This window comes from Ruegeria atlantica, assembly GCF_013032505.1.
Classification (GTDB): Bacteria; Pseudomonadota; Alphaproteobacteria; order Rhodobacterales; family Rhodobacteraceae; genus Ruegeria; species Ruegeria atlantica_F.
This window is the reverse complement of sequence record NZ_WQCG01000001.1, coordinates 495,935-522,492: the sequence shown is the minus strand read 5'-3', so window position 1 is coordinate 522,492 and position 26,558 is coordinate 495,935. Positions and strand designations below refer to the sequence as shown.

22 protein-coding genes are annotated in these 26,558 nt (G+C 56.3%); 9 read left to right on the top strand and 13 right to left on the bottom strand.

Annotation, left to right across the window (positions count from 1 at the left end):
- Positions 1-694: 694 nt before the first annotated feature.
- From GOW92_RS02600 to GOW92_RS02575, 6 genes are all read right to left on the bottom strand, one after another.
- The gene (locus GOW92_RS02600; RefSeq protein WP_170557706.1) at positions 695-1,294 is read right to left on the bottom strand and encodes a nucleotidyltransferase family protein; all 600 of its coding nucleotides are present in this window, start codon (positions 1,292-1,294) and stop codon (positions 695-697) included.
- A 31-nt stretch (positions 1,295-1,325) separates the two neighbouring features.
- Positions 1,326-3,743, bottom strand: a complete 2,418-nt coding sequence (locus tag GOW92_RS02595; protein ID WP_170557704.1) for a GcvT family protein — start codon at positions 3,741-3,743, stop codon at positions 1,326-1,328.
- Between the two features lie 201 nt (positions 3,744-3,944).
- Positions 3,945-5,255, bottom strand: a complete 1,311-nt coding sequence (locus tag GOW92_RS02590) for an HlyC/CorC family transporter (protein ID WP_170557702.1) — start codon at positions 5,253-5,255, stop codon at positions 3,945-3,947.
- A 63-nt stretch (positions 5,256-5,318) separates the two neighbouring features.
- The gene (locus GOW92_RS02585; protein WP_170557700.1) at positions 5,319-6,272 is read right to left on the bottom strand and encodes a site-specific tyrosine recombinase XerD; all 954 of its coding nucleotides are present in this window, start codon (positions 6,270-6,272) and stop codon (positions 5,319-5,321) included.
- A gap of 2 nt (positions 6,273-6,274) precedes the next feature.
- On the bottom strand, positions 6,275-7,798 hold the full coding sequence (locus tag GOW92_RS02580) for a hypothetical protein (RefSeq protein ID WP_170557699.1): 1,524 nt from the start codon (positions 7,796-7,798) through the stop codon (positions 6,275-6,277).
- Positions 7,788-7,937: a hypothetical protein gene (locus GOW92_RS02575; protein ID WP_170557697.1), complete on the bottom strand. Its 150-nt coding sequence runs from the start codon at positions 7,935-7,937 to the stop codon at positions 7,788-7,790. Before GOW92_RS02575 ends, GOW92_RS02580 begins: the two co-directional genes overlap by 11 nt.
- Before the next feature lie 79 nt (positions 7,938-8,016).
- Here GOW92_RS02575 and GOW92_RS02570 point away from each other — a divergent pair, with 79 nt between their 5' ends.
- Both GOW92_RS02570 and aroB read left to right on the top strand, forming a co-directional pair.
- Positions 8,017-8,604 carry a shikimate kinase gene (locus GOW92_RS02570; RefSeq protein WP_170557694.1) on the top strand — a complete coding sequence of 196 codons (588 nt, stop codon included), beginning with the start codon at positions 8,017-8,019 and terminating at the stop codon, positions 8,602-8,604.
- Positions 8,605-9,717 (top strand): 3-dehydroquinate synthase, encoded by a 1,113-nt coding sequence (aroB, locus tag GOW92_RS02565; protein WP_170557692.1) that lies wholly within the window; start codon positions 8,605-8,607, stop codon positions 9,715-9,717.
- Here the strand turns inward: aroB and GOW92_RS02560 are convergent, their stop codons facing one another.
- Both GOW92_RS02560 and ssb read right to left on the bottom strand, forming a co-directional pair.
- Positions 9,718-10,788: a site-2 protease family protein gene (locus GOW92_RS02560; protein ID WP_170557690.1), complete on the bottom strand. Its 1,071-nt coding sequence runs from the start codon at positions 10,786-10,788 to the stop codon at positions 9,718-9,720. It abuts the gene before it with no gap.
- 17 nt (positions 10,789-10,805) lie between these two features.
- On the bottom strand, positions 10,806-11,273 hold the full coding sequence (gene ssb, locus GOW92_RS02555) for a single-stranded DNA-binding protein (protein ID WP_170557688.1): 468 nt from the start codon (positions 11,271-11,273) through the stop codon (positions 10,806-10,808).
- A gap of 207 nt (positions 11,274-11,480) precedes the next feature.
- On the opposite strand from ssb, the gene GOW92_RS02550 reads away from it, so the two are divergent.
- Entirely contained in the window at positions 11,481-12,062 is a 582-nt protein-coding gene (locus GOW92_RS02550; protein WP_170557686.1) for a lytic transglycosylase domain-containing protein, read from the top strand.
- A 61-nt stretch (positions 12,063-12,123) separates the two neighbouring features.
- Here the strand turns inward: GOW92_RS02550 and GOW92_RS02545 are convergent, their stop codons facing one another.
- The 5 genes from GOW92_RS02545 to miaA form a co-directional block, all read right to left on the bottom strand.
- On the bottom strand, positions 12,124-14,211 hold the full coding sequence (locus GOW92_RS02545) for a dipeptide ABC transporter ATP-binding protein (RefSeq protein ID WP_170557683.1): 2,088 nt from the start codon (positions 14,209-14,211) through the stop codon (positions 12,124-12,126).
- Positions 14,212-14,301: 90 nt separating this feature from the next.
- Positions 14,302-15,765 (bottom strand): ABC transporter permease, encoded by a 1,464-nt coding sequence (locus tag GOW92_RS25450; protein WP_170557682.1) that lies wholly within the window; start codon positions 15,763-15,765, stop codon positions 14,302-14,304.
- 12 nt (positions 15,766-15,777) lie between these two features.
- On the bottom strand, positions 15,778-16,824 hold the full coding sequence (locus GOW92_RS02535) for an ABC transporter permease (RefSeq protein WP_170559312.1): 1,047 nt from the start codon (positions 16,822-16,824) through the stop codon (positions 15,778-15,780).
- Positions 16,825-16,959: 135 nt separating this feature from the next.
- Positions 16,960-18,630: an ABC transporter substrate-binding protein gene (locus tag GOW92_RS02530; protein ID WP_170557679.1), complete on the bottom strand. Its 1,671-nt coding sequence runs from the start codon at positions 18,628-18,630 to the stop codon at positions 16,960-16,962.
- A gap of 327 nt (positions 18,631-18,957) precedes the next feature.
- Entirely contained in the window at positions 18,958-19,851 is an 894-nt protein-coding gene (gene miaA / locus GOW92_RS02525) for a tRNA (adenosine(37)-N6)-dimethylallyltransferase MiaA (protein ID WP_170557677.1), read from the bottom strand.
- Between the two features lie 97 nt (positions 19,852-19,948).
- Between miaA and pyrH the strand changes: the two genes are divergently transcribed.
- The 6 genes from pyrH (at position 19,949) to GOW92_RS02495 (ending at position 26,536) form a co-directional block, all read left to right on the top strand.
- Positions 19,949-20,701: a UMP kinase gene (pyrH, locus tag GOW92_RS02520; RefSeq protein WP_170557675.1), complete on the top strand. Its 753-nt coding sequence runs from the start codon at positions 19,949-19,951 to the stop codon at positions 20,699-20,701.
- A gap of 253 nt (positions 20,702-20,954) precedes the next feature.
- The gene (locus GOW92_RS02515; protein ID WP_170557673.1) at positions 20,955-22,181 is read left to right on the top strand and encodes an aminotransferase class V-fold PLP-dependent enzyme; all 1,227 of its coding nucleotides are present in this window, start codon (positions 20,955-20,957) and stop codon (positions 22,179-22,181) included.
- 47 nt (positions 22,182-22,228) lie between these two features.
- Complete coding sequence (locus tag GOW92_RS02510) at positions 22,229-23,653, top strand: cryptochrome/photolyase family protein (RefSeq protein WP_170559310.1); 1,425 nt, start codon at positions 22,229-22,231, stop codon at positions 23,651-23,653.
- A 69-nt stretch (positions 23,654-23,722) separates the two neighbouring features.
- Complete coding sequence (locus GOW92_RS02505) at positions 23,723-24,931, top strand: SAM-dependent methyltransferase (RefSeq protein WP_170557671.1); 1,209 nt, start codon at positions 23,723-23,725, stop codon at positions 24,929-24,931.
- 16 nt (positions 24,932-24,947) lie between these two features.
- Entirely contained in the window at positions 24,948-25,388 is a 441-nt protein-coding gene (locus GOW92_RS02500) for a TrgA family protein (RefSeq protein WP_170557669.1), read from the top strand.
- 32 nt (positions 25,389-25,420) lie between these two features.
- Entirely contained in the window at positions 25,421-26,536 is a 1,116-nt protein-coding gene (locus GOW92_RS02495) for an NUDIX domain-containing protein (RefSeq protein WP_170557667.1), read from the top strand.
- The last annotated feature ends 22 nt before the right edge of the window (positions 26,537-26,558 follow it).

The following is a 26,558-nucleotide window of genomic DNA, read 5'->3' as shown; positions in this document are numbered from 1 at the left end:
GTCTGTGCGTTTCCTGTTCCTAGGATTAAGAAATCTTAATTTCGCCACAAACAGATCGTTCTATGTCGGCGAAATGCAGAGATGCGTGGCGAATCGATTGGCGCGAATCGGCTGATTGTTGCCAATTCGAAAGTCAAACCCTGAATTGACGTGAATTGATTCAGTTTTGGTAACAAAGGGTCGCTGTAGAGCTTCGGCAAATAACCGCTCACCTTTTGGTTGTGGTGTATTTTTGCGACCTGATCATATCAAATGCATATGCTCCCAATAACCTTTATATATGCTCAATAAAGAATATACATAATGGCGGTATTGGTCCAAAGCGGTAATTCATAGATCTTCTATAGGTAGATTCGGTCTCGGCGGGTTGTTGCGCAAAAACCATTCCGAAACTCAGAAAATTAACCGGTCTTTCCAATTTTACGTTGTTTGGAAGCACTGTTTGGGTGACGATGAACTTGCCCAAGCGAAGGGGGAGCCGACGGCACTAGGGGGTGCCAACGGCTTGTCACAGTCACTGGAAGCGCTGAGCGGCATGTTAACGAGGGGGTCTTGTTTAGGTTCAGCGGCGGAATAGCCAGGGTGCCATAGGCATTTTTGGCAGCGTTTTCAGGATTGGTGAAAAGTGGTAGTCCTGTTTTGGGCAAGCGGCCTGGTCGGTATCGACCGGGCCGCTTCTATTTTAATAGTCTGCTTATTTAGACTTCTTGGCGCGCCAGCGCGCCCAATCCTCAGGTGTGTCCAAGTCCAAAAGCGCGTTTTCGCCGGGTAGCTGCTGGAGATGCACCGCATCCTTGAAGGCACGCACAACAGATTGCGCACCCTCATCGCCCGTTAAGTGGCTGAGTTCTTCGAATAGCGAACGATCGAACACGACCGGATGGCCGGGTTTTCCCGTGGCGGTTGCCCCACGCCAGATCAAACATTCGGGGTGCTTTTGGACAGAAGTTGTGACTTGTAACAGGTCACTCTCCGTGATTTCGGGCAGGTCGGCCAGTAAAACCATGACGGCATCGGCATTGGGGGGGACATGCGCCAAGGCGCCGCGCAAACTGGCATTCATCCCTTCGTCTGCGTCTGGAATGCCAACAACCAAAACGTTCAACCCTTTCACCGCATCATGGCGTGGATGCGGTGCAGGGGGTAACGCGACAATTACCGGGCCAGCCTGCATCGCAGTTTGAGCCGTTCGCCGCAACAGGGGGGCCCCGTCGACCATTTGCATTAACTTGTCCGTTCCTGCCATGCGGCGAGATTGTCCTGCGGCCAGAAGGATGATGGGGATGTTTTTCATGCCGTCACAGTGCCGCCTGAGCGATCCCTTGTCATCCCCGCATACGATTACCTTCCCTATCGAATAGCGGGGTGGAAATAACATGGGCTTTGCGCATCTGGCCCAGTATCTCAATTTCGACCTCTAGCCCATCGCGCGCACGATCCGTGGGTAAAAAGCCCATGGCGATGGATTTCCCGGCATAGTGCGAATATCCGCCCGAGGTGCAGAACCCGACGACGACGCCATCGAGCCAAACAGGTTCATAGGCATTCACGTCGGCGTCGTCAGCATCCACCTCGAACGAGACCAGCTTGCGCGCGGTGCCCTCGGACCGCTCCAGCTCGGCCGCAGCGCGACCGATAAAGTCCGAGTTTTTGGAAAACGCGATAAAACGATCCAATCCGGTTTCGGCGGCCGTGTAATCAGGTGAGAACTCGCGCATCCAAGACCCAAAGAACTTGTCCAGGCGCAGGCTCATCATTGCGCGCATGCCGAAGGGCACCATTCCGAGAGGTTGACCAGCTTGCCAAAGTGTCCACCACAGCTGCCGTTGAGCCATCGGACTGCAATATATCTCATACCCCAGATCCCCGGTGTAGCTGACCCTTTGAACGATGCAGTCGGTCATGCCGATGGTCATGCGCCGAACGTCCAGGAATTTCAGGTCGGTGATGTTCGCTCGGGTGCAAGCTTCCAGAACCTTAGTCGCCTTTGGACCTGCGATCTGAAGCCCGTTCAAATGATCGCTGACGTTTTCAATAGTTACGCCTTCGTCCTGATGCTGCAGGAACCACCGCATATGGAAGGCCTGACTGCCGTATGACGCAGTCACTTGGAATTCAGTCTCAGCCAAACAGGATACGGTGAAATCCCCGATCAACTTGCCTTTGGGGGACAGCATTGGTGTCAGCGATAGCCGTCCCGGCTTTGGTATGCGTCCAGCCATGATGCGGTCCAGCCAGTCGCGTGCACCCGAACCGGTAATGCGGTATTTCCCGAAATTGTGGACCTCGTTGATCCCGACACCGTTTCGCACGGCGCGCACTTCGCGCCCCGTTGCCGCGAACGCATCCGAGCGCCGGAACGAGGGCGTTTCATAGCCCGGCTCGCCCTCTTGCGCGAAGTAATTCGCAACTTCCAAGCCGTATTGCTGGCCCCAGACCGCGCCCATATCGCTGAAAATGTCGTACATCGGTGTCGTTCGATTTGGGCGCGCGGCTGGCAGTTCCTCGTTGGGGTAGGCGACGCTGAACCGCTTCTGATAGTTCTCAATCACTTTTGGGCGCGTATAGCCGGGGCTGATCCAGTCGCCAAAGCGGGCGACATCCATGGCAAAAACATCGCGTTCCGGTTCACCTTCGATCATCCATTGTGCCAGCGTTAGTCCAACGCCGCCGCCCTGGCTGAACCCTGCCATCACGCCGCAGGCTGACCAATAGTTTCGCATGCCGGGCACCGGCCCAACCAGAGGGTTCCCGTCCGGCGCAAAGGTAAACGGTCCGTGGATCACCGATTTGACGCCAGCCTCGGCCAAAACGGGGAAACGTTTATATGCGAATTCGATACTGTCGGTGATCTTGTCATAATCATCGGGAAGCAGTTCGTGGCCGAACTCCCACGGTGTGCCATCGACGGCCCAAGGTTTGCAGGGCTGTTCATAGAACCCAATACACAATCCACGCCCTTCCTGTCGCAAATAGCTCTCGCCGGCCGGGTCCATCACATGCGGATGCTCGCCGCCTGCGTCGATAATCGCCTCAATTTGCGGGATCGAGTCCGTAACAAGGTACTGGTGCTCCATCGGGTGCAGCGGGAAGTAGACACCTGCCATCGCGCCGACCTCGCGCGCCCAAAGACCGCCTGCGTTGACGACGTGTTCGGCGTGAACGGTGCCTTTATCAGTTACCACATCCCAGGTGCCGTCGCTGCGCTGGATGGTTTCGCGCACCATGCAGTGGGTTTCGATTGTCGCGCCGCCCATCCGAGCCGCTTTGGCGTAAGCGTGGGTGGTGCCGGATGGATCCAGATGCCCGTCCAGCGGGTCATAGAGCGCACCGATAATTCCGTCCGTATTGGTGATCGGAGCGATCTTTTTGATTTCGTCCGGGCCGACGATTTCGGTCTCCAGTCCCATGAAACGGTGCTTGGCGCGTTCCGCCAGCAGCATATCGAACCGATCCTGATTGTCCGCCAATGTTACTCCGCCCACATGGTGTAGGCCGCATGACATACCGGTGATCTCTTCCAGTTCTTTGTACAGCCGGATCGTGTACCCCTGCAGCGCCGCCATGTTGGTGTCGCCATTCAAAGTGTGAAACCCGCCCGCCGCATGCCAAGTCGATCCGCTGGTCAGTTCAGAGCGTTCCAGCAACATCACATCCGACCAACCCAACTTGGTCAGGTGATAGAGAACGGAACATCCAACGACTCCGCCGCCGATAACTGCAACTTGGGTTGTGAGTTTCATGTACGACTCCTGATGGCTATGCCGTCAGTCTCAATAGGAAGATCACCATTGCAATAGCGGCAGCGACAGAAAGTGTCGCGGATCGCGATCCAAGAGGCGCGGCTGCCGGTGATTCAAAGCCGTAGAATTTTTGTGTTCACCCAAATGAAAACCGGCGCTTTGACCTGAACGCCGGTGATTTGTAGCACTGTTTGGCTGGCTTCAGAGCGGGCGAACTTTCAGTTCTGTAATCCGGTTGCCCTGACGCTGTGTCACTTCAAACCGGAAGCCGTGGAAGGAAAAGACCTGACCTACAGTCGGGATCATTTGCGCCTCGTGAATGACCAAGCCAGCAACGGTGTTGGCTTCTTCGTCAGGCAGGGACCAGTCCATTGCGCGGTTGGCGTCTCGGATCGTGGTGGCCCCTTCGACCAGAAACTGCCCATCGTCGGTGCGTGTCACAGAAACGTCTTCGTCGATGTCGAACTCGTCCGCGATCTCGCCCACGATTTCTTCCAGAATATCCTCAAGCGTGATCAGGCCGCGCAGCGATCCATACTCATCCACGACCAAGGCAAAATGGCTGTGCATTCGCAGAAATTCGCGCATCTGGTCGTCCAGAGTGGTCGTCTCGGGCACGAAATAAGGGTCGTTGGCGACCTTAAGGATGTCGAACTCTTTCAGGCGGTTGTCGGCGCTCTCACTGCCGCCGGCATGGGCGTACATCGCGCGAAACAGGTCTTTGGCGTGAACCACACCAACGATATTTTCCTGTTCGTCGCGAAACACCGGCAACCGGGTGTGGCTGCTTTTCAGACATTGCTGAAGGATAGATTCAGGTGAGGCGTCCGCGTCGATCATTTCGATATTCGAGCGGTGCAACATAATCTCTTCCACCGTGCGGTCGCCCAGGTCCAGCGCGCCAAGGATACGGTCACGGTCTTCCTTTTCCACAACGCCTTCGGAATGACCAAGCTGCAACGCACCGGCAATTTCCTCACGCACGGCGAGAATATTGCTGTCCGGGTCGATCTGGACACCAAACAGACGCAGAACACCACGCACCAGCAAACGCACGGCCGCGACAACCGGCGAAAACACCGTCACGACGACGCTGATGATCGGTGCCACGGCCGCCGCCGCCTTTTCAGAATTGGTAATCGCGTAGGTCTTTGGCAGAACCTCGGCAAAGATCAGGACCAGAAGGGTCATCACCAGCGTTGCCAGCGCAACGCCGCTTTCGCCAAAAAGCCGTGTGAAAAGGGCAGTCGCAAGCGATGCCGCAAGGATGTTGACAAGGTTGTTGCCCAACAGGACCGAACCGATCAGCCGTTCGTTGTCGTCGGTGATGTCCAGGGCCTTTTGCGCGCCGCGCGACCCTTTGTCGGCCTGTGCACGCAGTTTTCCGCGCGACGAGGCGGTCAATGCCGTTTCAGAACCCGAGAAAAAGCCCGATAGGACAAGCAAAAGTAGAATGGCGCCTGTTGTAAACCAGAATGCGCCGTCGATCAGAGAAGCAGAAGAGGGTTCCATCGGTCCTTGGTTGTTCGTGATACTGCATCCGTTATGGGGGTGCGCATGCAGCGGATCAAGGGGTTAGCCTGCATCGTCGCTGTCTTTGGCCAGCGGGTGATGCTGCAACACAAGCTCTGAAAGGCGTTCGTCCAGGACATGCGTGTAAATTTCCGTGGTTGCAACATCGGCATGGCCCAAAAGGGTCTGAATAGACCTTAGATCTGCGCCATTGGCCAGCAGATGAGTGGCAAAAGCATGGCGCAGCGTGTGCGGTGTCACTTTTTCAGGGGAAACGCCGCCTTCAACCGCCAATTCCTTGACCAGCAGGAAAAACCTGTGTCGGGTCAGGTGACCGGATTTACCGCGAGAGGGAAACAGGAACTTCGAGCGCTGCGCACCGTCTGCAACCTTCTTGTCTTCGGCCTCGTCTCTGGTAACCAACCAAGCCGCCAACGCGTCGCGTGCCGGAGGCGACAGCGGCACCATTCGCTCCTTACCACCTTTGCCAAGCACCAGCAGCATTCGCGGGTCGCCGCGCGCCGACGAGACTGGCAGCGAAACCAGTTCTGTCACCCGCATGCCGGTGGCGTACAACACTTCCATCAGGCAGGTGTTGCGGATGCGGTCTGAATCTTTGCGACCAATGCGGCGCGCGGCCTCGAGCAAGCGGTCGACTTCGGCCACGTCCAGCGTTTTGGGCAGACGTTTTTGGCGGCCGGGACCTTTGATCTGAATGGCGGGGTTGGTTTCGATCCATCCTTCTTCGAAAGCAAAGCGGAACAACTGCTTAATAGCTGATAAGCGACGTGCGCGCGTAGATCGGGACAACCCTTGCGCGTCGCAGTCTATCAAGTATTGCTCGATCTGTTCCCGCTGTGTGCCGGAAAAACCGTTTTTGCGACGCTCCAGCCAAGCCGAAAACTCTTTCAGATCACGACCATAGGCCAGCAGTGTGTTGGTCGCAGCCCCCAATTCTGCGGCCTGAGCCTGCAAGAATGTGGAAATCCATAACTCCTGAGTGGCGGGCGCGGTCATGATCAGCTGTCCTGAAGGATCAGCAAGTTCAGCGCCGCACGGCGGGCGGTGTCCTCAAGACCAACACGGCGCAGCGTAGCAATGGCTGCGGTCAGGTCGACAAGGTTGCCACGCGACCCATGCGCGAACCGCTCCATGGATTCCAAAATTGCCTCACCCAACTGATCGTTGTTCAGCATTGTTTCGATATTCGACGGGATCGGAGCCGCCCATGCAAACCCCTGTGCGACTGCATCTGCCAATGGCGAAGGCGAGCGGGCGCGCCCCGGATCGCCTTGGGCCAACGCAGCCAGAAAGTGATTTTCGTCGGATTGACCAGGAACAGAAAGGGCTGCCGTTTCATACAGTTCGGACAACAACAGGATACGCCAGCGTAACTGTTCTGCAGATTGATCCGTCAGCTCGATCTGCGACAGGCGTCCTGCGAACAATTCGGCAAAGGGCACTTCTAACCCGATCAGTCGCATTTGGTTCCACACAACCGTCAAGGCGTGGGCGATTTTGTCGGGATCACGGGAATCCAGTGCGGCCTCGAACCGTTGAACGGCCGAAACCCTGTCCCAGACCGCACCGGATGCAGCCGGAGAGCGTTCCGTATAAAGGCCCAACAACTGGTTGGGGGTTAGCGCGCCGATACGGGTTAACCGTTCTGCGGCTTCGATCTGTGCCTTCCACCCGGCCACATCCCGCAGATCGGCGTTCGCAAAGGCGCGAGGCAGAGGGGCAGACGGCAAGCGCTCTCCGATCGCTTCAAACAGGCGAAAGGTCAGCGGCGTTGGATCATCAGGTTGCGGCAGATATTCGGCATCTTCGAACAGTTCGGGGCTTAGGAAACGGTCCAGTACATCCAGCTCATCTGGTGGCAATATCTGCAATGCATGCGCCGCTTCCAGAGTTAGGGCGGCTGATGGCCAGTCTCCACGTCGGGCCTTGCAGAAAATCTGTGCGGCGTAGTCCTGCGACAGGTGAGGTTTTGCGATCAACGAGGTGCAACTGCGATCCTCATCACCGGTCAGCAGGGTCGCGTCAAACCAGCGCTGAAACCTTTCTCGTGTATCAGTCGGGCCAGCCAGCTGGATCAGAGATTGCGCAGGGTCGGCCGCGCCAAGCTGCATCAACCGGTCGATGCGGGCGAGCAGCAGGGTTTCTTCAGCACCCGAACCGGCTGGTGCGCGAGCCTCGGACAGGATTAGAGTAAACAGTAATCGCTGCATCGCGGGGTTATAGCGAACGGGCACATCGTTAATCAGTTCAGCCAACCGATCGGCATCGCTGTTCTGCCACAGGTGCACCGGCAGGCCCGTCACAGAAGACGACACAAGACCCAGCGGCTGCGATAAGGCTTCAAGCGGAGTGACCTCGATATCCGGTTGAACGCCCGTTTCCGTGATCGGCGGTTCCAACAGGACCGTTCCGGGCAGGTTTTCAGGCGGGTCCGTCAGCCAGTCGATGACTGAAAGAGGGGCCTGTTGTGCCTGCGCTGAACCAGCCAGCAACAATGCAGCCAGTGCGGCTTTATTCAACATTCAGGATAACCGGCTCTCGTATCTCGTCCTGCGGGGCCGAGAAATCCACCCCAAATATCGGACCCAGATAGGCATATCCCACCAGCCCGACAAAACACAGGCAAACAATATATATCAAGAACTTGATCAGACGGCCCATTGCTCAACGCTGCCCCAATTTTGTCTTTTGTCATAGTTATAGCTGGCATTTTTCTTAAGATCACGTCATTCACGTTGAAATGAGCGAAATTAAGCATAACACCCACTCTGAAGGTACGGATGCGGTCTTTGAACTGCACAAAACCGTCGTTCTTGTTGGCATGATGGGGGCAGGAAAGACGGCTGTGGGCCGTGCATTGGCCGCAAGGTTGGGCGTTCCCTTCCTTGACAGCGACGCCGAGATCGAATCGGCGGCCAATATGACCATCCCCGAGATATTTGAGCGTGATGGTGAACCGTTCTTTCGCGCTAAGGAAAGTCAGGTCATCGGACGCTTGTTGGATGAGGAAAAGGGAATCCTGTCCACGGGCGGCGGCGCCTTTCTTTCCGATCAGAACCGCCAGATGATTACAGAACGCGGGGTCTCGGTCTGGCTGCGGGCTGACTTGAAGGTGTTGTGGAACAGGGTGAAACATAAGGACACACGGCCTTTGCTGCGCACGTCTGACCCTTATGCGACCTTGCGCGACTTGTACGAAGCCCGCGTTCCGGTTTATGCGCAGGCAGGTCTGACGGTTGAGTCCGATGGCGAGATCTCGATCGAAAATATGGTGAGCCGGGTTGTGGAGGCCTTGTTGACACGCCCCGATGTTTTGGAACGGAAGTAAATGCACCAAACCGTACATGTAGAGCTGGGCGAGCGGTCCTATGACGTAGAAATCGGACCCGACCTGCTGAAACGGTCCGGCGGGTTGATTGCGCCTCTTCTACGCCGGCGCAAAGTCGCTGTTCTGACAGACGAGAACGTGGCCAAGTTGCACCTGAATGCTTTGCGGGATGGACTGGCCTCGGCTGGGATCGAGATGACCTCGCTGGCCTTGCCCGCGGGTGAAGCCACCAAAAGCTGGCCGCATTTCGAACGCGCGGTCGAGTGGCTTTTGGCAGAAAAAGTTGAACGCAACGACGTGGTTATCGCCTTGGGCGGCGGGGTCATTGGCGACTTGGCAGGATTTGCGGCCGCCGTTTTGCGACGCGGTGTTCGCTTTGTTCAGATACCGACTTCATTACTGGCGCAGGTCGACAGCTCCGTGGGCGGCAAAACCGGGATTAACGCGCCTCAGGGCAAGAACCTGATCGGAGCATTCCATCAGCCGTCTCTGGTGCTGGCGGATACTTCGGTTCTTGGCACGATGACCCAACGGGATTTCTTGTCTGGTTATGGCGAGGTGGTGAAATACGGCCTGCTGGGCGATGCCGAGTTCTTTGAATGGCTTGAGGCTAACGGCCCCGGCGTCTCGGGCGGAGAAATGGCCGCGCGGGTGCGCGCCGTGACCCGTTCCGTTCAGATGAAGGCTGATATCGTTGCCCGCGATGAGACCGAGCAAGGCGACAGGGCTTTGCTGAACCTCGGGCACACCTTCTGTCATGCGCTCGAAGCGGCTACCGGATATTCGGATCGTCTGCTGCACGGGGAAGGCGTAGCCATCGGCTGCGCGCTGGCGTTTGAGCTATCCTCTCGTCTCGGGCTGTGTTCGCAAGAGGATCCAAGCCGTGTGCGGGCACACTTGCGCGCGATGGGAATGAAAACCGATCTGGCCGATATTCCCGGAGATCTGCCGGGTGCCGAAGCGCTGGTTGATCTGATGGCGCAGGATAAAAAGGTCATCGACGGGCAGTTGCGGTTTATTCTTGCCCGCGGGATCGGCCGGGCTTTCGTCACTTCGGATGTCCCGCGTGACGCTGTGCTGACAGTGCTGGAAGACGCTTTGGCGACAGTTTGATCAGCGCCCGCGAATTACCATCAGCTCACCAATGTTTTCACGGGTGATATAGCCCACCATTGCCCCGGCCTCCGTGCAAACTGCGACAGCAGGGGCACCCTTGTGCAGCTTTCCCAGCACCGTTTCCAACCCGGTGGTCAATTCAACGCGCGGAATCTCGGTTTCCATGATCGAGGTCGCAAGATCGGACCGTGGGGCTTCCTGCGCCAGGGCAGCAAACAACGTGCCGCGCGCCACAAAACCCAGCAAGGCTCCATCAGGGCCCAGCACCGGAAACTCGTGTTGGGTGGTGTGAATAACGGCCTGTGCGGCGGTTGCAAGCGTGTCGGCAGGCGATAGGGCATGGAATTCGGTGATCATCGCATCCCGGGCAAGTACGCGCCGCGCGACCGAGCGCATAGCCACATCGTGACTTTCCGCATTGGCCGCAACAAAAACGAACACAGCGATTAAAACCAGTAACGGGTTACCTGTACTCAGCCCGAGAAATCCAAACGCCACGGCCACAATTTGACCCGCCACTGCCGCAACACGCGTCGCCGTCACTCGGTTCATCTTTAGACACAAAAGCGCGCGGAAAACCCGGCCGCCATCCATGGGGAAGGCCGGGATCATGTTAAAAACTGCCAACAGCAGATTCACATAGGCCAGCCTGTTCAACAGCCCTGCATTGGTCGAATCTATTCGGGCCAAGGATTCCAGCGACATTCCAGCTCCCAGAGCCACCAGAACGATCCAGATCACAATGTTTACCGCCGGCCCGGCCAGAGCGACCCAAACCTCCTCCATGGGCTTCTCGGGCATCCGTTCAAGCCGCGCAAGCCCTCCTATAGGCAGAAGGGTGATGTCAGGGGTTTTAATGCCGTAGCGCCGCGCCATCAGCGCGTGGCCGAACTCATGCGCAACAACGCAGGCAAACAAGGCCAGAACAAAGATAAGGTTGTCTATCGCTGCGGGCAGCCCGCCTTTGGAATAGGCCGCGAAGGCCACCCAACCTAACAACAGAAAAAAGGTGACATGGACCCTCAGTTCCGACCCCAATACCCGGCCGAGTGAGAAGGACCATGTCATATTCGTCTCCGTTTGCCTTAGAACGGAATCTCGTCGTCGTCGATTCCGCCGGATGCAGGGGCTGGGGCGCCTGACTGGCCACTGTAGGGGTCGCTATAGCCGCCGCCGGCCTGACCACCGCCGCCGCCTTCACCGCGGCTGTCTAGCATCGTCAGTTCGCTGCGATAGGGCCGTAGGGCGACTTCAGTCGTATACCGATCTTGTCCCGACTGATCCTGCCATTTGCGGGTTTCCAGCTGGCCTTCTATATAAACCTTGCTGCCTTTGCGCAGATATTGTTCGGCGACCCGCACCAGCGGTTCCGAGAAGATGGCAACTTGGTGCCATTGGGTTCGGTCCCGGCGTTCTCCGGTGTTGCGATCTTTCCATGTCTCGGACGTCGCAACGCGCAGGTTGCATACTTTGCCGCCGTTCTGAAACGACCGTACTTCAGGGTCGGCGCCAAGATTGCCGATCAGAATGACCTTGTTGACTGAACCTGCCATGTATTTCCTCGTTCTTGTCTGACTCGAGTGCGCCCGAATCTGGCGCGATGTATCTATGCGACCCTATACGGCCTGCGTCGTGGTTAAAACACAGTTGATGTGTGCAACGGTCGACAAGAAATTCCGCGGGTTCTGTTTACCAAGCTTTCATTCTTGCCTGAAATATCTATAATCGGTTGGGTTCGAGAGCGAGCGGGATTGGCATAAATGCGTTTTCTAGTTGGTTGTTTTTCTGTTCTGTGCCTTGCGCTGGTTTCGGTTCCAGCTACGGCTGACACCCTGTCCACCAAAAGCCGTAAGGACATTTTCCTTAAACAATCCAAGATTCTGGATTCGCGCGCTGCCACCCAATACCGCGGTTCTGAGCGATTGAAGCCGAAGACTGCGCAGCCAACACAGGTCATCAAGCGGTATAACGGAAAGTATCGCGGCCAATACCTGGCTCTGGCGCGGCAAGCTGCCCGAAAACACAGTGTCCCGGAAGAACTGTTCCTGCGGTTGGTTCAGCAGGAAAGCGGATGGAATCCCCACGCGGTATCGCACAAGGGTGCTTTGGGACTGGCGCAGCTGATGCCCGGAACTGCCCGACTATTGGGTGTGAACCCACATGATCCCAAACAGAATCTTGAAGGTGGAGCCCGGTATCTGTCGTGGCAGTACCGCAAATTCAAGTCCTGGCGTCTGGCGTTGGCTGCCTACAACGCGGGCCCGAAAGCCGTAGAAAAGCACGGTGGCGTGCCGCCGTACAAAGAGACACAGAACTATGTGAAAGTGATCTGGGGCGGCTGATCAAAGCCAAGCCTAGTCAAAAAAGAACCGGCGCATTGGCCGGTTCTTTTCGTTTGGGCTGTTACTCTGCCGCGATTTTGATGACCGGCTCCATGCGGGCCAGTACTTCGTCGGACAGGTGGCATTTGACCTGATGTCCGTCCGCTAGCGTTTTCACCGGTGGCACATCTTTTTCACACAATCCGCCGGCCACTTCGGACTTCCAGCGGCAGCGCGTCTGGAACGGGCATCCCGGAGGCGGATTCATGGCTGAAGGGATGTCGCCTTCCAATACGATATGTTCTTTTTCAACCGAAGTATCCGCAATGGGCACAGCGCTCAGCAGTGCTTCGGTGTAGGGGTGATAGGGTGGTGAGAATACTTGATCGGTAGTCCCGAGTTCGACCACATGGCCCAAGTACATCACCATCACCCGGTCGCTGAGATAGCGCACAATCGATAGGTCGTGACTGATGAACAGCAGGGTGGTCTTGTGCTCTCGCTGGATCTCCATAAGCAAGTCTGTCACTGCCGCCTGAACGGACACATCCAACGCTGACACAGGTTCATCCGCAACGACGATCCGCGCGTCCCCTGCAAACGCACGTGCGATACCGACGCGCTGTTTCTGGCCGCCGGACAGCTGACGTGGCATTCGTTCGGCAAAGGCACGAGGCAGCTTCACCAGATCCAACAATTCCAGCATGCGCTGTTTACGCTCGGCCTCGGAATTTCCCACGCCAAAGATTTCCAACGCACGAATGATCTGCCGTCCAACGGTCATCGAGGGGTTCAGTGTGTCAAACGGGTTCTGGAACACCATCTGAACTTCACCCACGGTCTTGGCGTCACGCTCTTCGATGGGCACGTCTTCGATATTACGGTTGTCCAGCAGGATCTGCCCGTCTGTTGCCGTCTCGAGACCCATCAGAACTTTGGCAAAGGTGGATTTACCACAACCGGACTCACCCACGATGGCCAACGTTTCAGACTCATGTGCCTCGAAGCTAAGCGTTTCGTTGGCCTTCACGACCTTCTTCTCGCCACCTCCGAACAAGGCGTTTGCGGCTACCTCATAGTATTTCTTGAGGTTGTCCATTTTCAGGACGGTGCGCCCGATTTCACCTTTTTCCTTCTGTTCGCCCACAGTGATTGGTGCGTTCCAGTCGATTTCGCTGAACTTCAGACAGCGCGTGTGGTGCCGGTCATTACCAGGCACAGGTGCCATGATAATGTTCTGGGCGTCGCAGCGGCCTTCTTCGAAATAGTCGCAGCGCGGGCCAAAGTTACATCCCGGCGGGCGTTCGTGGGGCAAGGGGAAGTTCCCCGGAATAGCCACCAGCGGGCGCGCGTTCTTGTCCGCACCCGGCAGCGGGATAGAGCGGAACAGTGCCTGCGTGTAGGGGTGTTGCATTTCGTCGAACACATCGTGGATCGAGCCGCGCTCGACCGCCTCGCCTGAATACATCACGCAAAGCCGGTCGCAGGTTTCCAGAACCAAACCAAGATTGTGGCTGATGAACAGCATTGATGTGCCGTACTTCTTGCCCAGATCTTTGACCAATTCGACAACCGCGGCTTCGACCGTCACATCCAGGGCGGTAGTTGGCTCATCGAGGATCAACAGCGCCGGTTTGGACATCAGCGCCATCGCGATTACGATCCGCTGTTGCTGACCACCTGACAATTGGTGCGGGAATGAATTCAGCATCCGCTCTGGATCGGGCAGGCGCACATCCGTGACCACCTCCAAGGCGCGGGCATAGGCCTCCTCTGCGCCAACACCCTCATGGATCATCGGCACTTCCATCAGCTGTTTGCCGATTTTCATCGCCGGATTCAGCGAGGCCATCGGTTCCTGATAGATCATCGCGATCTCATTGCCACGAATATCGCGCAGTTCCTCTTTCGTCATTTCCGACAGGTCGCGTCCCTTGAACTTGATCGTACCGCCAACGACACGACCGTTCTTACCCAGATCCTGCATGACACCAAGCGCAACAGTAGACTTGCCGCAACCGGATTCTCCAACCAACCCCACGGCCTCGCCGGGCTGCACACTTACGGAAAAGTCCATAACCGCCGGTATTTCCCGTAGGCGGGTGAAGAAAGAAATCGACAGTTTGTCGATCTCAAGGATCGGGCCGTCATATTCCGCCAATTTGTTCATCTTGTATCTCCTCGCGAGAGTCCGGGGATCCCCTTCATCTGGCTAAAAATATCCTGGGGTCCGGGGGCAAAGCCCCCGGTCTCTCTCACATCAATCCTTCAGGCTTTCTTCGCGCAGCCCATCCGCAAGCAGGTTCAGACCAAGAACCAGCGACAGCAGCGCAAAGGCAGGTGGAAGGGCAGGGTGCAGATAGATCGACAACAGCTTGCGCCCTTCGTTGATCGTTGAACCCCAGTCCGGGCTTTCCGGTGGAAGGCCCAACCCGAAGAAACCCAAGGTTCCCAACAGGATGGTCGTATAGCCGATGCGCAGACAGAAATCGACGATCAGCGGTCCACGTGCATTGGGCAGGATTTCCCACAGCATGATGTACCACGGACCTTCGCCACGGGTCTGTGCCGCTGCCACGTAATCCCGCGTTTTGATGTCCAGTGCCAGACCACGCACGATGCGGAATACCGTGGGCGAGTTCACAAAGACCACCGAGACGAACACCACAAGAATCCCGCCTGGGATATCGAACAGGTCCAGATAGGTTGGCAAACCCCAGATGCTGTAATCATCGGTGTTGATGACATAGCCTCCGGTCGAAATCAGCGACAAATAGAGCCACAGTGCGATACCCAGAACCCCGATCAGCAGCGGTGTCCGGAAATTCGGGCGCGTGTAGTAGCGCGAGTTCAAAAGAACGCCGATGAACAGGATCGGGAATATGAACAGAACCGCTGCCATATAGTTCGGCACGCCTGTTGCCACGATTTCCGGTGTGACCAAGAGGTAGAACAACAGGATGACAGGGAAGGCGAGGATCAGGTTGGCCAGGAACGACAGGAACGTATCCAGACGTCCGCCATAGTACCCGGCTGGCAGGCCCAGGGTGATCCCGACCATGAAAGCAAACATGGTCGCAAGCGGAGCGATCTGAACCACGATCCACGCACCTTTGACCATTCGGCTAAAAACGTCGCGGGCAAGGTTGTCACCGCCCAGAAGGTACCAGGCATACTCACCTTCTTCGGGGCTTGGCAGCGGCGTTCCCGGCACTTTGTTCTTCATGCCCGAGACCTGAACCAACGGATCATGAGTGATGATTAGATCCAGCGCACCGAAGATCCCGGTGAAGACCCAGAACATCACAAGGCCAAAGCCGATCATGCCGATGGGGCTGTCGAACAGTTTGCCGTAAAGGCCGAGGCGGCGTTTAAAGGCAATCGACATTGCAAACAGGATGATCAACGACAACCACACAGGCAGAAACTGCTGCGAGATCGCTCCGATTATCCCGGCACTGGTCCCCATGAGGATACCAAGCACGATATAGGCCAGCGCAAGCGCGACACAGGCGGAAAAGCTGTATCTCAAGGCCTTTTGTGTTAGGCCACGTAGCCCGTTGCCGCCGCTTATGGTGCCGTCGATATTCACGCTCATCGGGGATTCGGGCAGCACAATGCTTCCGATAATCCAAACGACGATTGATACTATCAACGCGGCAAGCGCGATCATCAGGATAGGGTTCAGAATGGCGATAGAGCCGGTCCAGCTTAGAGGTTCCATGATCTATCTCCCTTACGAAATACGGATGCGCGGGTTGAGGTAGACATAGCCGATATCGGAGATCAGCTGCGTCACCAGCACCACAAAGACTGACACGACCGAAATCGCCAGCAACAGCTGAATGTCGTTGTTGCCCGCCGCCTGCACCAGCGCCCAGCCAAAGCCCTTGTAGTTGAACAAGGTCTCGACAATCACCACGCCGTTCAGCAGCCACGGGAACTGCAGCATGATAACTGTAAAGGGCGCGATCAGCGCGTTGCGCAGCGCGTGCTTCATAACGATGTTGCCAAAGGAAACACCCTTGAGACGGGCGGTTCGAATGTACTGCGCGGTCATAACCTCGGTCATCGAAGCGCGCGTCATCCGCGCGATATAGCCCATGCCATACAGCGCGATGGTTAGCACTGGCAGGAAGAAATTCTCAAAGGTCGGGTTATCCATTGCCTGCGTCGCGGTACCCTTGAACCATTTCAGACCAACGGTAGATGAAGTGAAGATCGCGATGAAAATCACACCCGATACGTATTCCGGCGTCGCTGTTGTTATGATCGAGAAGGTGGACAGTGACCGGTCCAGCGCCGATCCTTCGCGCATCCCGGCCAACACCCCGACCAACAATGCTGATGGCACCATCAGAACCAGAACCCAGAACATCAGATAGCCGGTGTTGCCCAGACGCTTGCCCACGATGCTGCCGACCTCGTCCTTGAAAACGGTTGAGTAACCCCAGTCGCCCTGCAATACGCCGCAATATCTGGGAGTCGTTTCCTCGGTCGATCCCGGGCGGGTACAAGTCCCTAGGAACGTACCGTCGTCAAGTGTCTTGGAAAAGCCAGGGAGAACGCCCAGCCATTGACCGTACTTGACGAGAGTGGGTTGCAGATAACCGCGATTGTCCAGCCAGGTCTCAACCTGTTCGTCGGACATCCGCTGGTTACCTTGCGTTTTGGCAAGCTTTTCCAGGTTCGGGTAGAGGTTGGTCAGAAAAAAGACCACGAAAGTCAGGCACAATGCAGTGAGTAGCATGACGCCGAACCGTCGGAGGATGAATAGTCCCATGATGGCCCCTGTTGTTCGGGTGTTCCGCAGATCATTGGACCATTGTCTGGCCTCGGACATCCGACCCCGTGTCGGCCTGTCTGCGGCTGGAAAGGGGCGCCCTGATCAGGCGCCCCCATTAACGTCTGGCAGGTTTTAGGCCGCCCAACCCCACTTATAGTGGTGGTGCTCGAAGGAGACGTGCATGTCGGTTCCGACAAGGCCGTCTTTCATGTGCCGGTACAGCGAACGCCAGTAAGGCTGAATGGTGACGCCTTCTTCCTGGATCATCGCTTCGCCCTTGGCGACTACTTCACGGCGCTTGTCCGCATCCGCGATGGCCAATGCTTCTGTCAGCAGGGCATCGAACTCGGCATTGGACCAGCCAAATTCGTTCCACGCTTCACCGGTTCGATAGGCCAGAGCCCAAATCTGAACGCCCAGCGGACGGTGGTTCCAGTTGGTCGAGCTGTAGGGATACTTCGCCCAGTCGTTCCAGAACGTGTTGCCCGGCAGAACTGTCCGTTTGACTTTGATGCCAGCGTCGCGCAGCTGCGCTGCGACCGCGTCGGTGGTGTTCCGGCGCCAGTCGTCGTCGATCGAGATCAGCTCGTGCTCAAAATCGATCATTCCGGCTTCTTCCATCAGCGCGCGTGCACCTTCCGGGTCGACCTTCTGCGGGGGTAGTTCGAAGTAATCTGGGTGGATCGGACCAACGTGGTGGTTTTCCGCAGGAGAACCGCGGCCGCCGTAACCCAGTTCCAGACAGATCGAGTTATCAACTGCCATCTGCAGGGCCTGACGCACACGCTTGTCTTCGTAGGGCTTCTTGCCGTCGATCTCGGCCAGCTGGTTCGGACGGATGACAATGGTGTTCATGGTCACAACTTCGGATTTGATGTACCCGAGGCTGTCCATCACGTCGATGAATTCACCAACTGATTCATATAGCATGTCGACTTCGTCGGACTCCAGTGCCGCCAGCCATGCGGATGGGTCGGTGCCGTAGTCAATGTAGACGATACTGTCCAACGCCGGGCGACCAAACACCTCTTCACCCCACCATGTGTGGTTCTCGTTGCGAACGAGGGTGGCTTTAACGCCAACCTCCAGGTCCTGGACCAGGTACGGCCCGGTCCCAACGTTGTTGAGAAGGTCCGTTTCGCTGAATGAGCTGTGAACAATCGCCGCCGGGTAGTCTGCCATGCCCGCAATCAGCGAGATGTCAGAAGCTGGCAGATTCAGTTTGACGGTGTTGGCATCGACAACTTCGATCGCGCCGTCGATCGCCTGACCGGATTCCGGGTCGATCAGTGTCGCAAAGCGACCGGCCATCGAGTTGGTTTCCGAGCTCTTGTCGCACCAGCGGCCGATATTGCGGGCCACATCATCTGCGGTGAAGTCGTCGCCGTTGTTCCATTTGACGCCCGGACGGACTTTCAGAGTGTATACGGTTGCGTCGTCGTTGACTTCCCAGCCCTCCAACAACATGCCGCGGAATGTACCGTCCGAGTTGTACTCGACCAGATATTCCATTGTGCCGCGAGTGACGTTCGCGATCTGCGACCAGTCATACGTGCGTGGGTCTTTCAGCGCGCGCACTTCCTGCTGAACGCGCAGGGTGCCACCTTCTTTCTTGGCGTCTTCGCCTGCCGCATGTGCAGGCGCGGTCAGGCCGATCATGCCGTAGGCTGCGGCTGCAGTGACACCAAGACCGGTAGTGCGGGTCAGAAACTCGCGCCGGTTCAGTTTGCCGTCCCGATATTCCTGTGCATGCATCTCAGCGGCCCAGTGCATCGGTGCTCCGGTCATTGTCTGATTTTTCATTAATATTACTCCCTGTGAGTCAGTATTTTTTTGGATGAAGTGTCGAACCGCTCAGGCCGGAATACTCCGGATGGCAGGTTCAAGGATTTTCTGATCTCGGATTCTGGACATCCCCATAACCGACATTCGGCACCAGAATTTGGGATAGGTCAATGTTCGAAATCGTCATTCATGGTACAAAAACGACATTGACGGACAGAGTTTATCGCTCTCAGCTTTTTCCGCCTCAAGAGAATCCTTCGGCAAGTTCAGTTTAGCGGTAGCGGATTCGCCGCGAATTTCTTGCAAGTGAGTTCGCGAATAACATGGCTTCAATCGCGGCAGGTATCACTCTGATAAATCGATCCGATTCCAACTTTTCATGCGGGCGCGAAACCAGGTGCGCTGTCGTTTGGCGAATTGGCGGGTCGAAATCGTGGCCCGATCGCGGGCTTCATCCAATGTCATCGTACCATCGATATAGGCCATCAACTCGGGTACGCCGATAGCTTTGAATGCCGGAAGCGACGGATCAAAAAGGTCGCGCATTCTTTCGACCTCGTCCAATGCACCGGATTCCAGCATCAGATCAAAGCGACGCGTGATACGGTCCAAAAGCCATTGTTTATCCACGTCAAAAACAATGGGTACTGCGTCCGAGACGTCCAGAACTGGGGGAGGGGTGTCATCCTGCCAGTCACTGAGGTTGCGGCTGGTGGCTTTCTGCACTTCCCATGCCCGCTGAACGCGCGCACGGTTCTGGATGTCGATCCGGGACAGTGTCCGCGCATCTACGCCAGCGATCAGCGTCTGCAGGTCCAGGCCGTCGGCTTCGGACCGGATTTCAGACGGCGTAGGGGGAATATCAGCCATTCCTTCGGTCAGCGCCGAAAAATAAAGCCCGGTTCCGCCCACAATAATAGGGCGCGCATCACTCTTCAGCAGCGGCTTCACTTCGCGCAGCCAGTGGCCTGTGGAATAGTCCTGATCATAAGCGATATGGCCATACAACATATGCGGCGCGCGGGTTTCTTCCTCGACTGATGGGCGGGCTGAAATCACGCGCCAGCAATCATAAACCTGACTGGCATCAGCGTTCACGATGACACCGCCGAACCGCTCGGCTATCAACAGGGCAAGAGCTGACTTACCTGACGCTGTAGGACCTGCAATCAACACAGGTCTTCCGTCGGGAATATGGGGCAGGCGGTCCAAAATCTGTGATCTTGCGGGTTCGGTCATTTTAGACTGCCTCATTCCTTACCAACCGCATTGAACCTGCGGAGCTTTTGCTTCATTTTGCGCCGGAAAATAAACCCGTGCCAGCCCGGAGCGCAACATGAGCCTTTCCCCGACCACCGACACCGCCGAAACCCCAAAGACTAAGTACGATCGCGTAATGCTGAAAATCTCGGGCGAGGCGCTTATGGGTGATCAGGGTTTTGGCCTGCATCCGCCAACTGTTCAGCGCATCGCCCAAGAGGTCAAATCGGTGCACGATCTGGGGGTCGAGATCTGCATGGTGATCGGCGGGGGCAACATCTTTCGCGGTCTCAGCGGATCAGCGCAGGGGATGGAGCGGACAACGGCCGACTACATGGGCATGCTGGCAACGGTTATGAATGCGCTCGGGATGCAGTCCGCACTGGAAGAGGTCGGGGTATTCACCCGGGTTATCTCTGCAATTCGAATGGATGAAGTTTGTGAACCCTATATTCGTCGCCGCGCTGTGCGCCACCTTGAAAAGAAACGTGTTTGCATCTTTGCCGCCGGTACCGGCAACCCGTATTTCACCACAGATACAGCTGCGACCCTGCGCGCCAACGAAATGGCATGCCAGGCGATTTTCATGGGCAAGAACGGCGTCGACGGTGTGTATGACAAAGACCCCAAAGAACACGCGGATGCCGTACGTTATGACACCGTCAGTTACGACGATGTGCTTGCCAAGCGCCTGCGCGTCATGGACGCGTCGGCCATTGCGCTCGCACGGGACAACAATCTCCCGCTGATCGTCTTCGGGCTGGACGAACCCGGTGGGTTCCGTGGCATTTTGGCGGGTGAGGGGACCTACACCAAAGTTCAGGGCTAAACCGCTTTACAGATTGAACAAAAGCCGGGCTCGTATGCCCGGCTTTTTTGTGTGCGCGCTTTGAAAAGCTGCACGCTTGACGAACCCTGGGACTCCTTGCAATTTACGCGTGTTCCTGCGCCCGATCAGCACAGGGGCTGTCTGCACCGTTCGGCGTGGACTAGGCTGGAAGACCTGCCATGATTTCTGAGGGTTCCGAAATCATGCTCGGGCACCTCTTGGATGAACGCGCATGATCAAGGAGAGACGTGCCATGAGCACTCTGGATATCAATTTTGTCCGGTCACAGTTTCCGGCTTTTTCCGAACCCAGCCTAGAGGGACAGGCGTTCTTCGAAAACGCTGGTGGGTCATATACTTGCAGGCCGGTGCTCGATCGCCTGACGCGGTACTACAAGCAGCGCAAAGTTCAACCCTATGCGCCGTACGATGCGAGCCGTCTGGCTGGTGAGGAAATGGACGAAACCCGCGTGCGTATGGCCGCCATTCTGGGGGTCGAGACCGATGAACTGAGCTTTGGCCCATCGACCACCCAGAACACGTACGTTCTGGCGCAGGCATTTCGTCAATGGATGAAACCGGGGGAGGCCATCGTCGTCACCAATCAGGATCACGAGGCGAACTCTGGCCCATGGCGGCGGCTAGAGGCCGAGGGAATTGAAGTCCGCGAATGGCAGATTGATCCCGAAACCGGCTCTTTGAATCCGATGGATCTGGAAAACTTACTGGACGAAAACGTGCGTCTGGTTTGCTTCCCCCACTGCTCGAACGTGATCGGAGAAATCAACCCGGTGACCGAGATCACCGCAATTGCCCACGCGGCCGGAGCGTTTGTCTGTGTAGACGGCGTTTCTTACGCCCCGCACGGGTTCCCGAATGTTGGTGATCTGGGACCGGATATCTATCTGTTTTCGGCCTATAAAACGTATGGGCCGCATCAGGGATGCATGGTCATCCGGCGAACGGTGGGGGAAATGCTGCCGAACCAGGGACACTACTTCAACGGCGGTGTTCTATACCAACGGTTTACCCCGGCAGGGCCGGACCACGCCCAGATTGCGGCCAGCGCGGGCATGGCGGATTATATTGACCTTTTGTGTGACCATCACAGCGGATCCAACGGCGACGCGGCCGAGCGTGGCGCGTTCGCCCATGATCTGATGCGCTCGCATGAGATCGCATTGCTGCAGCCGGTTCTGGACGCAGTCAAAGATCGCAACGCGGTCCGCTTGATCGGAACATCCGATGCCAATCGTCGCGCACCTACCGTGGCCTTGGCTCTGAATCGCAACGCCGAAGCCGTCGCCGCTGATCTGGCCGAACTTGGCATCATGGCGGGTGGCGGCGATTTCTATGCCGTCCGTCCGTTGACGGCGATGGGGGTCGATCTGGATCAGGGCGTTCTGCGGGTCAGCTTCACGCACTATACCTCTCAACAGGAAATTGATCAGCTTTTGAATGCACTTGACGACGTTTTGTGATCCAGTTTCCCTCTGGCTTCGTAACCGAAGAAAACGCCAGGGCGGATATGGAACAAGAGCAGACACCGATCATCCTATGGTTCCGGCGGGACTTGCGCCTGTCGGACCACCCAGCTCTATCCGCGGCGGTTGAGACTGGGCGTCCCGTAATACCTCTTTTCATATTGGACCACACGGTTCAGGCTTTGGGCGCAGCGTCCAAATGGCGTCTTGGGTTGGGCCTGCGGGCATTTTCGCGGTCGCTTGAGCCGGTTGGCAGCCGTCTGATCCTGCGGCAAGGGGACGCGCTGTCTGTTCTGCAAGAGCTTGTTGTTGAAACCGGAGCAACCAGTGTCTTTTGGTCTCGGGCTTATGATCCTGACGCGATTGCCCGGGACACAAAAATCAAGACAGCGCTGACCGAGCAAGATGTTTCAGCTAAGTCTTTCGCTGGTCATCTTTTGTTCGAACCTTGGACAGTGGCTACGAAAACTGGCCAGCCATTCCGCGTGTTCACTCCGATGTGGCGATCGGTGCGAAACCGGGACATACCGGCACCAAGCGCCCCGTTTGCTAAACTAAGATCACCTGAAACATGGCCTGTTTCCGAGGCTCTTGAGGATTGGCGTCTGGGCTCACAAATGCGGCGCGGAGAATCCGTGGTAGCGCCCTTTGTCCGACCTGGCGAAGCCGCCGCGTTTGAGGCGTTGCACCAGTTTCTGGATCGCATTTCCGATTACTCGGATCATCGGGATCGAATGGACTTGGAGGGGACATCTAACCTGTCCGAGTATCTTTCCTTGGGTGAAATTGGTCCGCGCAGTGTCTGGCACGCAGTTCAGCGCGCCGGAATGACCGGTGAGCAAGGGGTTGAACCTTATTTGCGTCAATTGGTCTGGCGCGAATTCGCATATCACCTGATGTATCACACGCCGTCTCTGCTCAGTAGTAACTGGAAGTCTGAGTGGGACAGTTTTCCATGGAACACTGATGCCGACATTCCTGAAGTGGTAGCCTGGAAGCAAGCAAAAACCGGTGTGCCGGGCGTCGATGCCGGGTTGCGACAGATGTATGTGACCGGTCGTATGCACAATCGGGCCCGGATGATCGTCGCAAGTTACCTGACCAAGCATTTGATGACCCACTGGAAAATTGGCATGGATTGGTTCGCGGATTGCCTGATTGACTGGGATCCGGCTGCAAACGCGATGGGTTGGCAATGGGTTGCGGGTTCCGGACCAGACGCTTCCCCCTTTTTTCGTATCTTCAATCCGCAAACACAGCAGGAAAAATTCGATCCCCAATCGAACTTTGTTCGACAATGGATTGCCGAAGGACAAACCAATCCGCCGGCAACAGCATTGGCTTATTTTAATGCGGTTCCGGTTTCATGGAACCTTGGCTCGACGGATGCGTACCCTCAGCCCGTAGTCACTTTGGCCGCTGGTCGGGCGCGGGCCTTGGCAGCGTATCAGGACCGAAAAAACCAGTAACGAATTGAAAACTTGCCACAAACACAAACTCGGCCTAGCCTGTTTGCGCGGCCGCACAGAGGAGAGCGGATGACTTTAACGACCACAGACGGGCAGAAAGACCTGCCCAGATACTTTGCGCAAGTATTCAAAATGGTTAGCCGGATGCAATCCGGCCGATTGGACATCGCACTGCCGGATGGTCGTGTCTTCCGAACCGAGGGCGCCAAACCAGGGCCGGTTGCGCGTGTGGATATCCATAATCCAGACGTTTTTGCCCGGTTGGTTCGCGAAGGCGAACTTGGTTTTTCCGACTCATATCTGGAAGGTGACTGGAGCACACCGGATCTGCGATCTTTCATGGATTTGGTGCATGTGGGTGATGAAACCGTCTATGATGATTTCACCGGTAAAGTCCTTGTGCAAATGTATGAACGACTGCGGTTCTGGCTGCATCGGAACAACCGGACGCAGGCCAAGAAGAACATCTCGTACCATTATGATTTGGGCAATGAGTTCTATGGTCTTTGGCTTGATGACACGATGACTTATTCCAGCGCTCTGTTCGAAACGGGGCAGGAAAGCCTGGAAAAAGCGCAAACTGCGAAATATGCCAGCCTGATTGATGAAATGGGCGCAAAACCCGGAGATCATATTCTTGAGATCGGCTGTGGCTGGGGTGGGTTCGCTGAATACGCTGCAAAAGAGCGTGGCCTACGGGTCACAGGTCTGACGATCAGTCAGGAACAATTGAAGTTTGCACGCCAAAGGATTGAAAATGCTGGTCTTTCTGACCTGGTAGAATTCAAATTGCAAGATTATCGAGATGAGCGCGGTCAGTATGACGGCATTGCCTCGATTGAGATGTTCGAGGCGGTGGGGCAAAAGTACTGGCCCGTGTATTTTGATACCGTGCGCGACCGCTTGAAGCCTGGGGCACAAGCGACGCTGCAGATCATCACCGTCGCGGACCACAGATGGGATGTGTATCGTAATGGTATTGATTTCATTCAGAAATATATTTTCCCGGGCGGAATGCTTCCCGCACCATCGGTTTTGAAAGAGCAGGTTGCTCAGTCGGGGTTAAAGGTCGTCAAATCGAAAGAATTCGGCAAAAGCTATGACCTGACCCTGCGCCGCTGGTACGACACGTTCAACGATAAGTGGGACGAAATCTCGGAAATGGGCTTTGATGAGCGTTTTCGCCGCATGTGGAATTATTATTTGACCGCCTGCGGAGCAGCCTTTGACACCGGCAATTGCGATGTGACACAGATCACTATAGCGAAACCGAGTTAAGGAACGGACTTCAGAAATGCCCACTGCCCCCAAGCTTATTGCTGGCTTTTGCCTTTTGATCGTGGCGTTCTTGGTTTCTGGCATGATCATCGCAAACGGTGAAGAGGGTAAGAACTACGGCAGCTTTACCTACGTGAACATGGGCTTGGGCGTGGTCTGCGGATGGTGGATCATGGGCAAGCGTGCTGGTCGGGGTTGGACTTCCGCAATTAACAACGGGTTGACCGGGATGGCGGCGCTGGTTTTTTGGGGCCTGTTTGTTCAGGGCGTTAACGAAATGCTTCGTCTGGCAATGCGCCATCGGTATGACGGGCCGTTCGAGGCGCTGATCTCCATCTTCAAGATCGGCGTTGAATATGGTCAGCAACTGATAGCGCCCGAAATCTTGTGGACATTGATTATTGGAGCCATTTTAACTGGGCTGGCCACCGAAGAAGCAGCTCGCCGGTGGCGTTGATCTAACAACATCAAATACGAAAGCAGCCAACAGTGTCCGATCTGTTTTTCTATGGCACGCTGCGGCATATGCCATTGCTGGAGCTTGTCCTGGGTCGTCCAGCGTCTGAGCTTGAATTTGCTCAGGCGACGCTGAAAGACCACGCAGTCTATAGCGTACAGGATCAGGTGTTTCCCATGATTGTGCATGAGGATGCCAGTGTTGCCAATGGACTATTGGTCCGAAGGTTGACCCAGGAAGATCAAAACCGGTTGACCTTCTACGAAGGTGGCTTTGATTACGATCTGAAGGCGCAGACAGTTGATCTGGACGATGGAACAACGGCGCAGGCCCTCGTGTTCTATCCGGAACCAGGGCTCTGGACCCGCGCCCAACTTTGGTCGTTGCAGGATTGGTTGGATGAGTGGGGAGCATTGACGATGCTCGCTGCGCAAGAGGTCGTGGGATATTACGGCAAGGTCGATGCAGATCAGATTGCACGCAGCTTCCCGTCGATCCGAACCCGCGCTTGGGGAAAGCTGGCGGCTCAGCAACGCGCAACAGGTGACAAGCGAGAGATCGCCAATGACGTCATCGTACACGACCGCAATCCTGCCTATATCAACTATTTCGCGATTGAAGAAATCGCGTTGCAACATCGCCAGCACGATGGCTCGATGGGGGCTGTACTTAACCGTAGCAGCCTGATGCAGGGCAGTGCCGTGATCGTTCTGCCATATGATCCGGTGCGGGACACGGTGTTGTTGGTCGAACAATTCAGAGCGCCGGTTTTTTTGACTGAAGATCCTGAACCGTGGATGTGGGAACCCGTTGCGGGAATGATCGACCCGGGCGAAACGCCGGAACAAGCCGCGCTGCGCGAGGCCGAAGAAGAAGCCCAGGTTGCTTTGAGCCAACTGGAATACGCAGGCGGTGCTTACTCCTCCAGCGGGTCTTCGACCGAGTATGTGTATCTTTACGTTGGGCTGGCTGATCTGACAAAGACCATTGAAAACGGCGGGCTGGCCACTGAAGGCGAGGATATTCGAACCCAGATTTTATCCTACACGGACTTCATGGACAGGGTCGACAGCCACGGGTTCAAGGATTTGCCGCTGTTGGCGCTGGCCCATTGGCTTGCACGTCATCGCGCGCGTCTGCGCGGATGACTTTCGCCGCTTGTGGTCATCG

Coding starts and splice junctions, on each gene's coding strand:
- GOW92_RS02600 (WP_170557706.1), bottom strand. CDS start 1,294: ATGAAAAACATCCCCATCATCCTTCTGGCCGCAGGACAATCTCGCCGC.
- GOW92_RS02595 (WP_170557704.1), bottom strand. CDS start 3,743: ATGAAACTCACAACCCAAGTTGCAGTTATCGGCGGCGGAGTCGTTGGA.
- GOW92_RS02590 (WP_170557702.1), bottom strand. CDS start 5,255: ATGGAACCCTCTTCTGCTTCTCTGATCGACGGCGCATTCTGGTTTACA.
- GOW92_RS02585 (WP_170557700.1), bottom strand. CDS start 6,272: ATGACCGCGCCCGCCACTCAGGAGTTATGGATTTCCACATTCTTGCAG.
- GOW92_RS02580 (WP_170557699.1), bottom strand. CDS start 7,798: ATGTTGAATAAAGCCGCACTGGCTGCATTGTTGCTGGCTGGTTCAGCG.
- GOW92_RS02575 (WP_170557697.1), bottom strand. CDS start 7,937: ATGGGCCGTCTGATCAAGTTCTTGATATATATTGTTTGCCTGTGTTTT.
- GOW92_RS02570 (WP_170557694.1), top strand. CDS start 8,017: ATGAGCGAAATTAAGCATAACACCCACTCTGAAGGTACGGATGCGGTC.
- aroB (WP_170557692.1), top strand. CDS start 8,605: ATGCACCAAACCGTACATGTAGAGCTGGGCGAGCGGTCCTATGACGTA.
- GOW92_RS02560 (WP_170557690.1), bottom strand. CDS start 10,788: ATGACATGGTCCTTCTCACTCGGCCGGGTATTGGGGTCGGAACTGAGG.
- ssb (WP_170557688.1), bottom strand. CDS start 11,273: ATGGCAGGTTCAGTCAACAAGGTCATTCTGATCGGCAATCTTGGCGCC.
- GOW92_RS02550 (WP_170557686.1), top strand. CDS start 11,481: ATGCGTTTTCTAGTTGGTTGTTTTTCTGTTCTGTGCCTTGCGCTGGTT.
- GOW92_RS02545 (WP_170557683.1), bottom strand. CDS start 14,211: ATGAACAAATTGGCGGAATATGACGGCCCGATCCTTGAGATCGACAAA.
- GOW92_RS25450 (WP_170557682.1), bottom strand. CDS start 15,765: ATGGAACCTCTAAGCTGGACCGGCTCTATCGCCATTCTGAACCCTATC.
- GOW92_RS02535 (WP_170559312.1), bottom strand. CDS start 16,824: ATGGGACTATTCATCCTCCGACGGTTCGGCGTCATGCTACTCACTGCA.
- GOW92_RS02530 (WP_170557679.1), bottom strand. CDS start 18,630: ATGAAAAATCAGACAATGACCGGAGCACCGATGCACTGGGCCGCTGAG.
- miaA (WP_170557677.1), bottom strand. CDS start 19,851: ATGACCGAACCCGCAAGATCACAGATTTTGGACCGCCTGCCCCATATT.
- pyrH (WP_170557675.1), top strand. CDS start 19,949: ATGAGCCTTTCCCCGACCACCGACACCGCCGAAACCCCAAAGACTAAG.
- GOW92_RS02515 (WP_170557673.1), top strand. CDS start 20,955: ATGAGCACTCTGGATATCAATTTTGTCCGGTCACAGTTTCCGGCTTTT.
- GOW92_RS02510 (WP_170559310.1), top strand. CDS start 22,229: ATGGAACAAGAGCAGACACCGATCATCCTATGGTTCCGGCGGGACTTG.
- GOW92_RS02505 (WP_170557671.1), top strand. CDS start 23,723: ATGACTTTAACGACCACAGACGGGCAGAAAGACCTGCCCAGATACTTT.
- GOW92_RS02500 (WP_170557669.1), top strand. CDS start 24,948: ATGCCCACTGCCCCCAAGCTTATTGCTGGCTTTTGCCTTTTGATCGTG.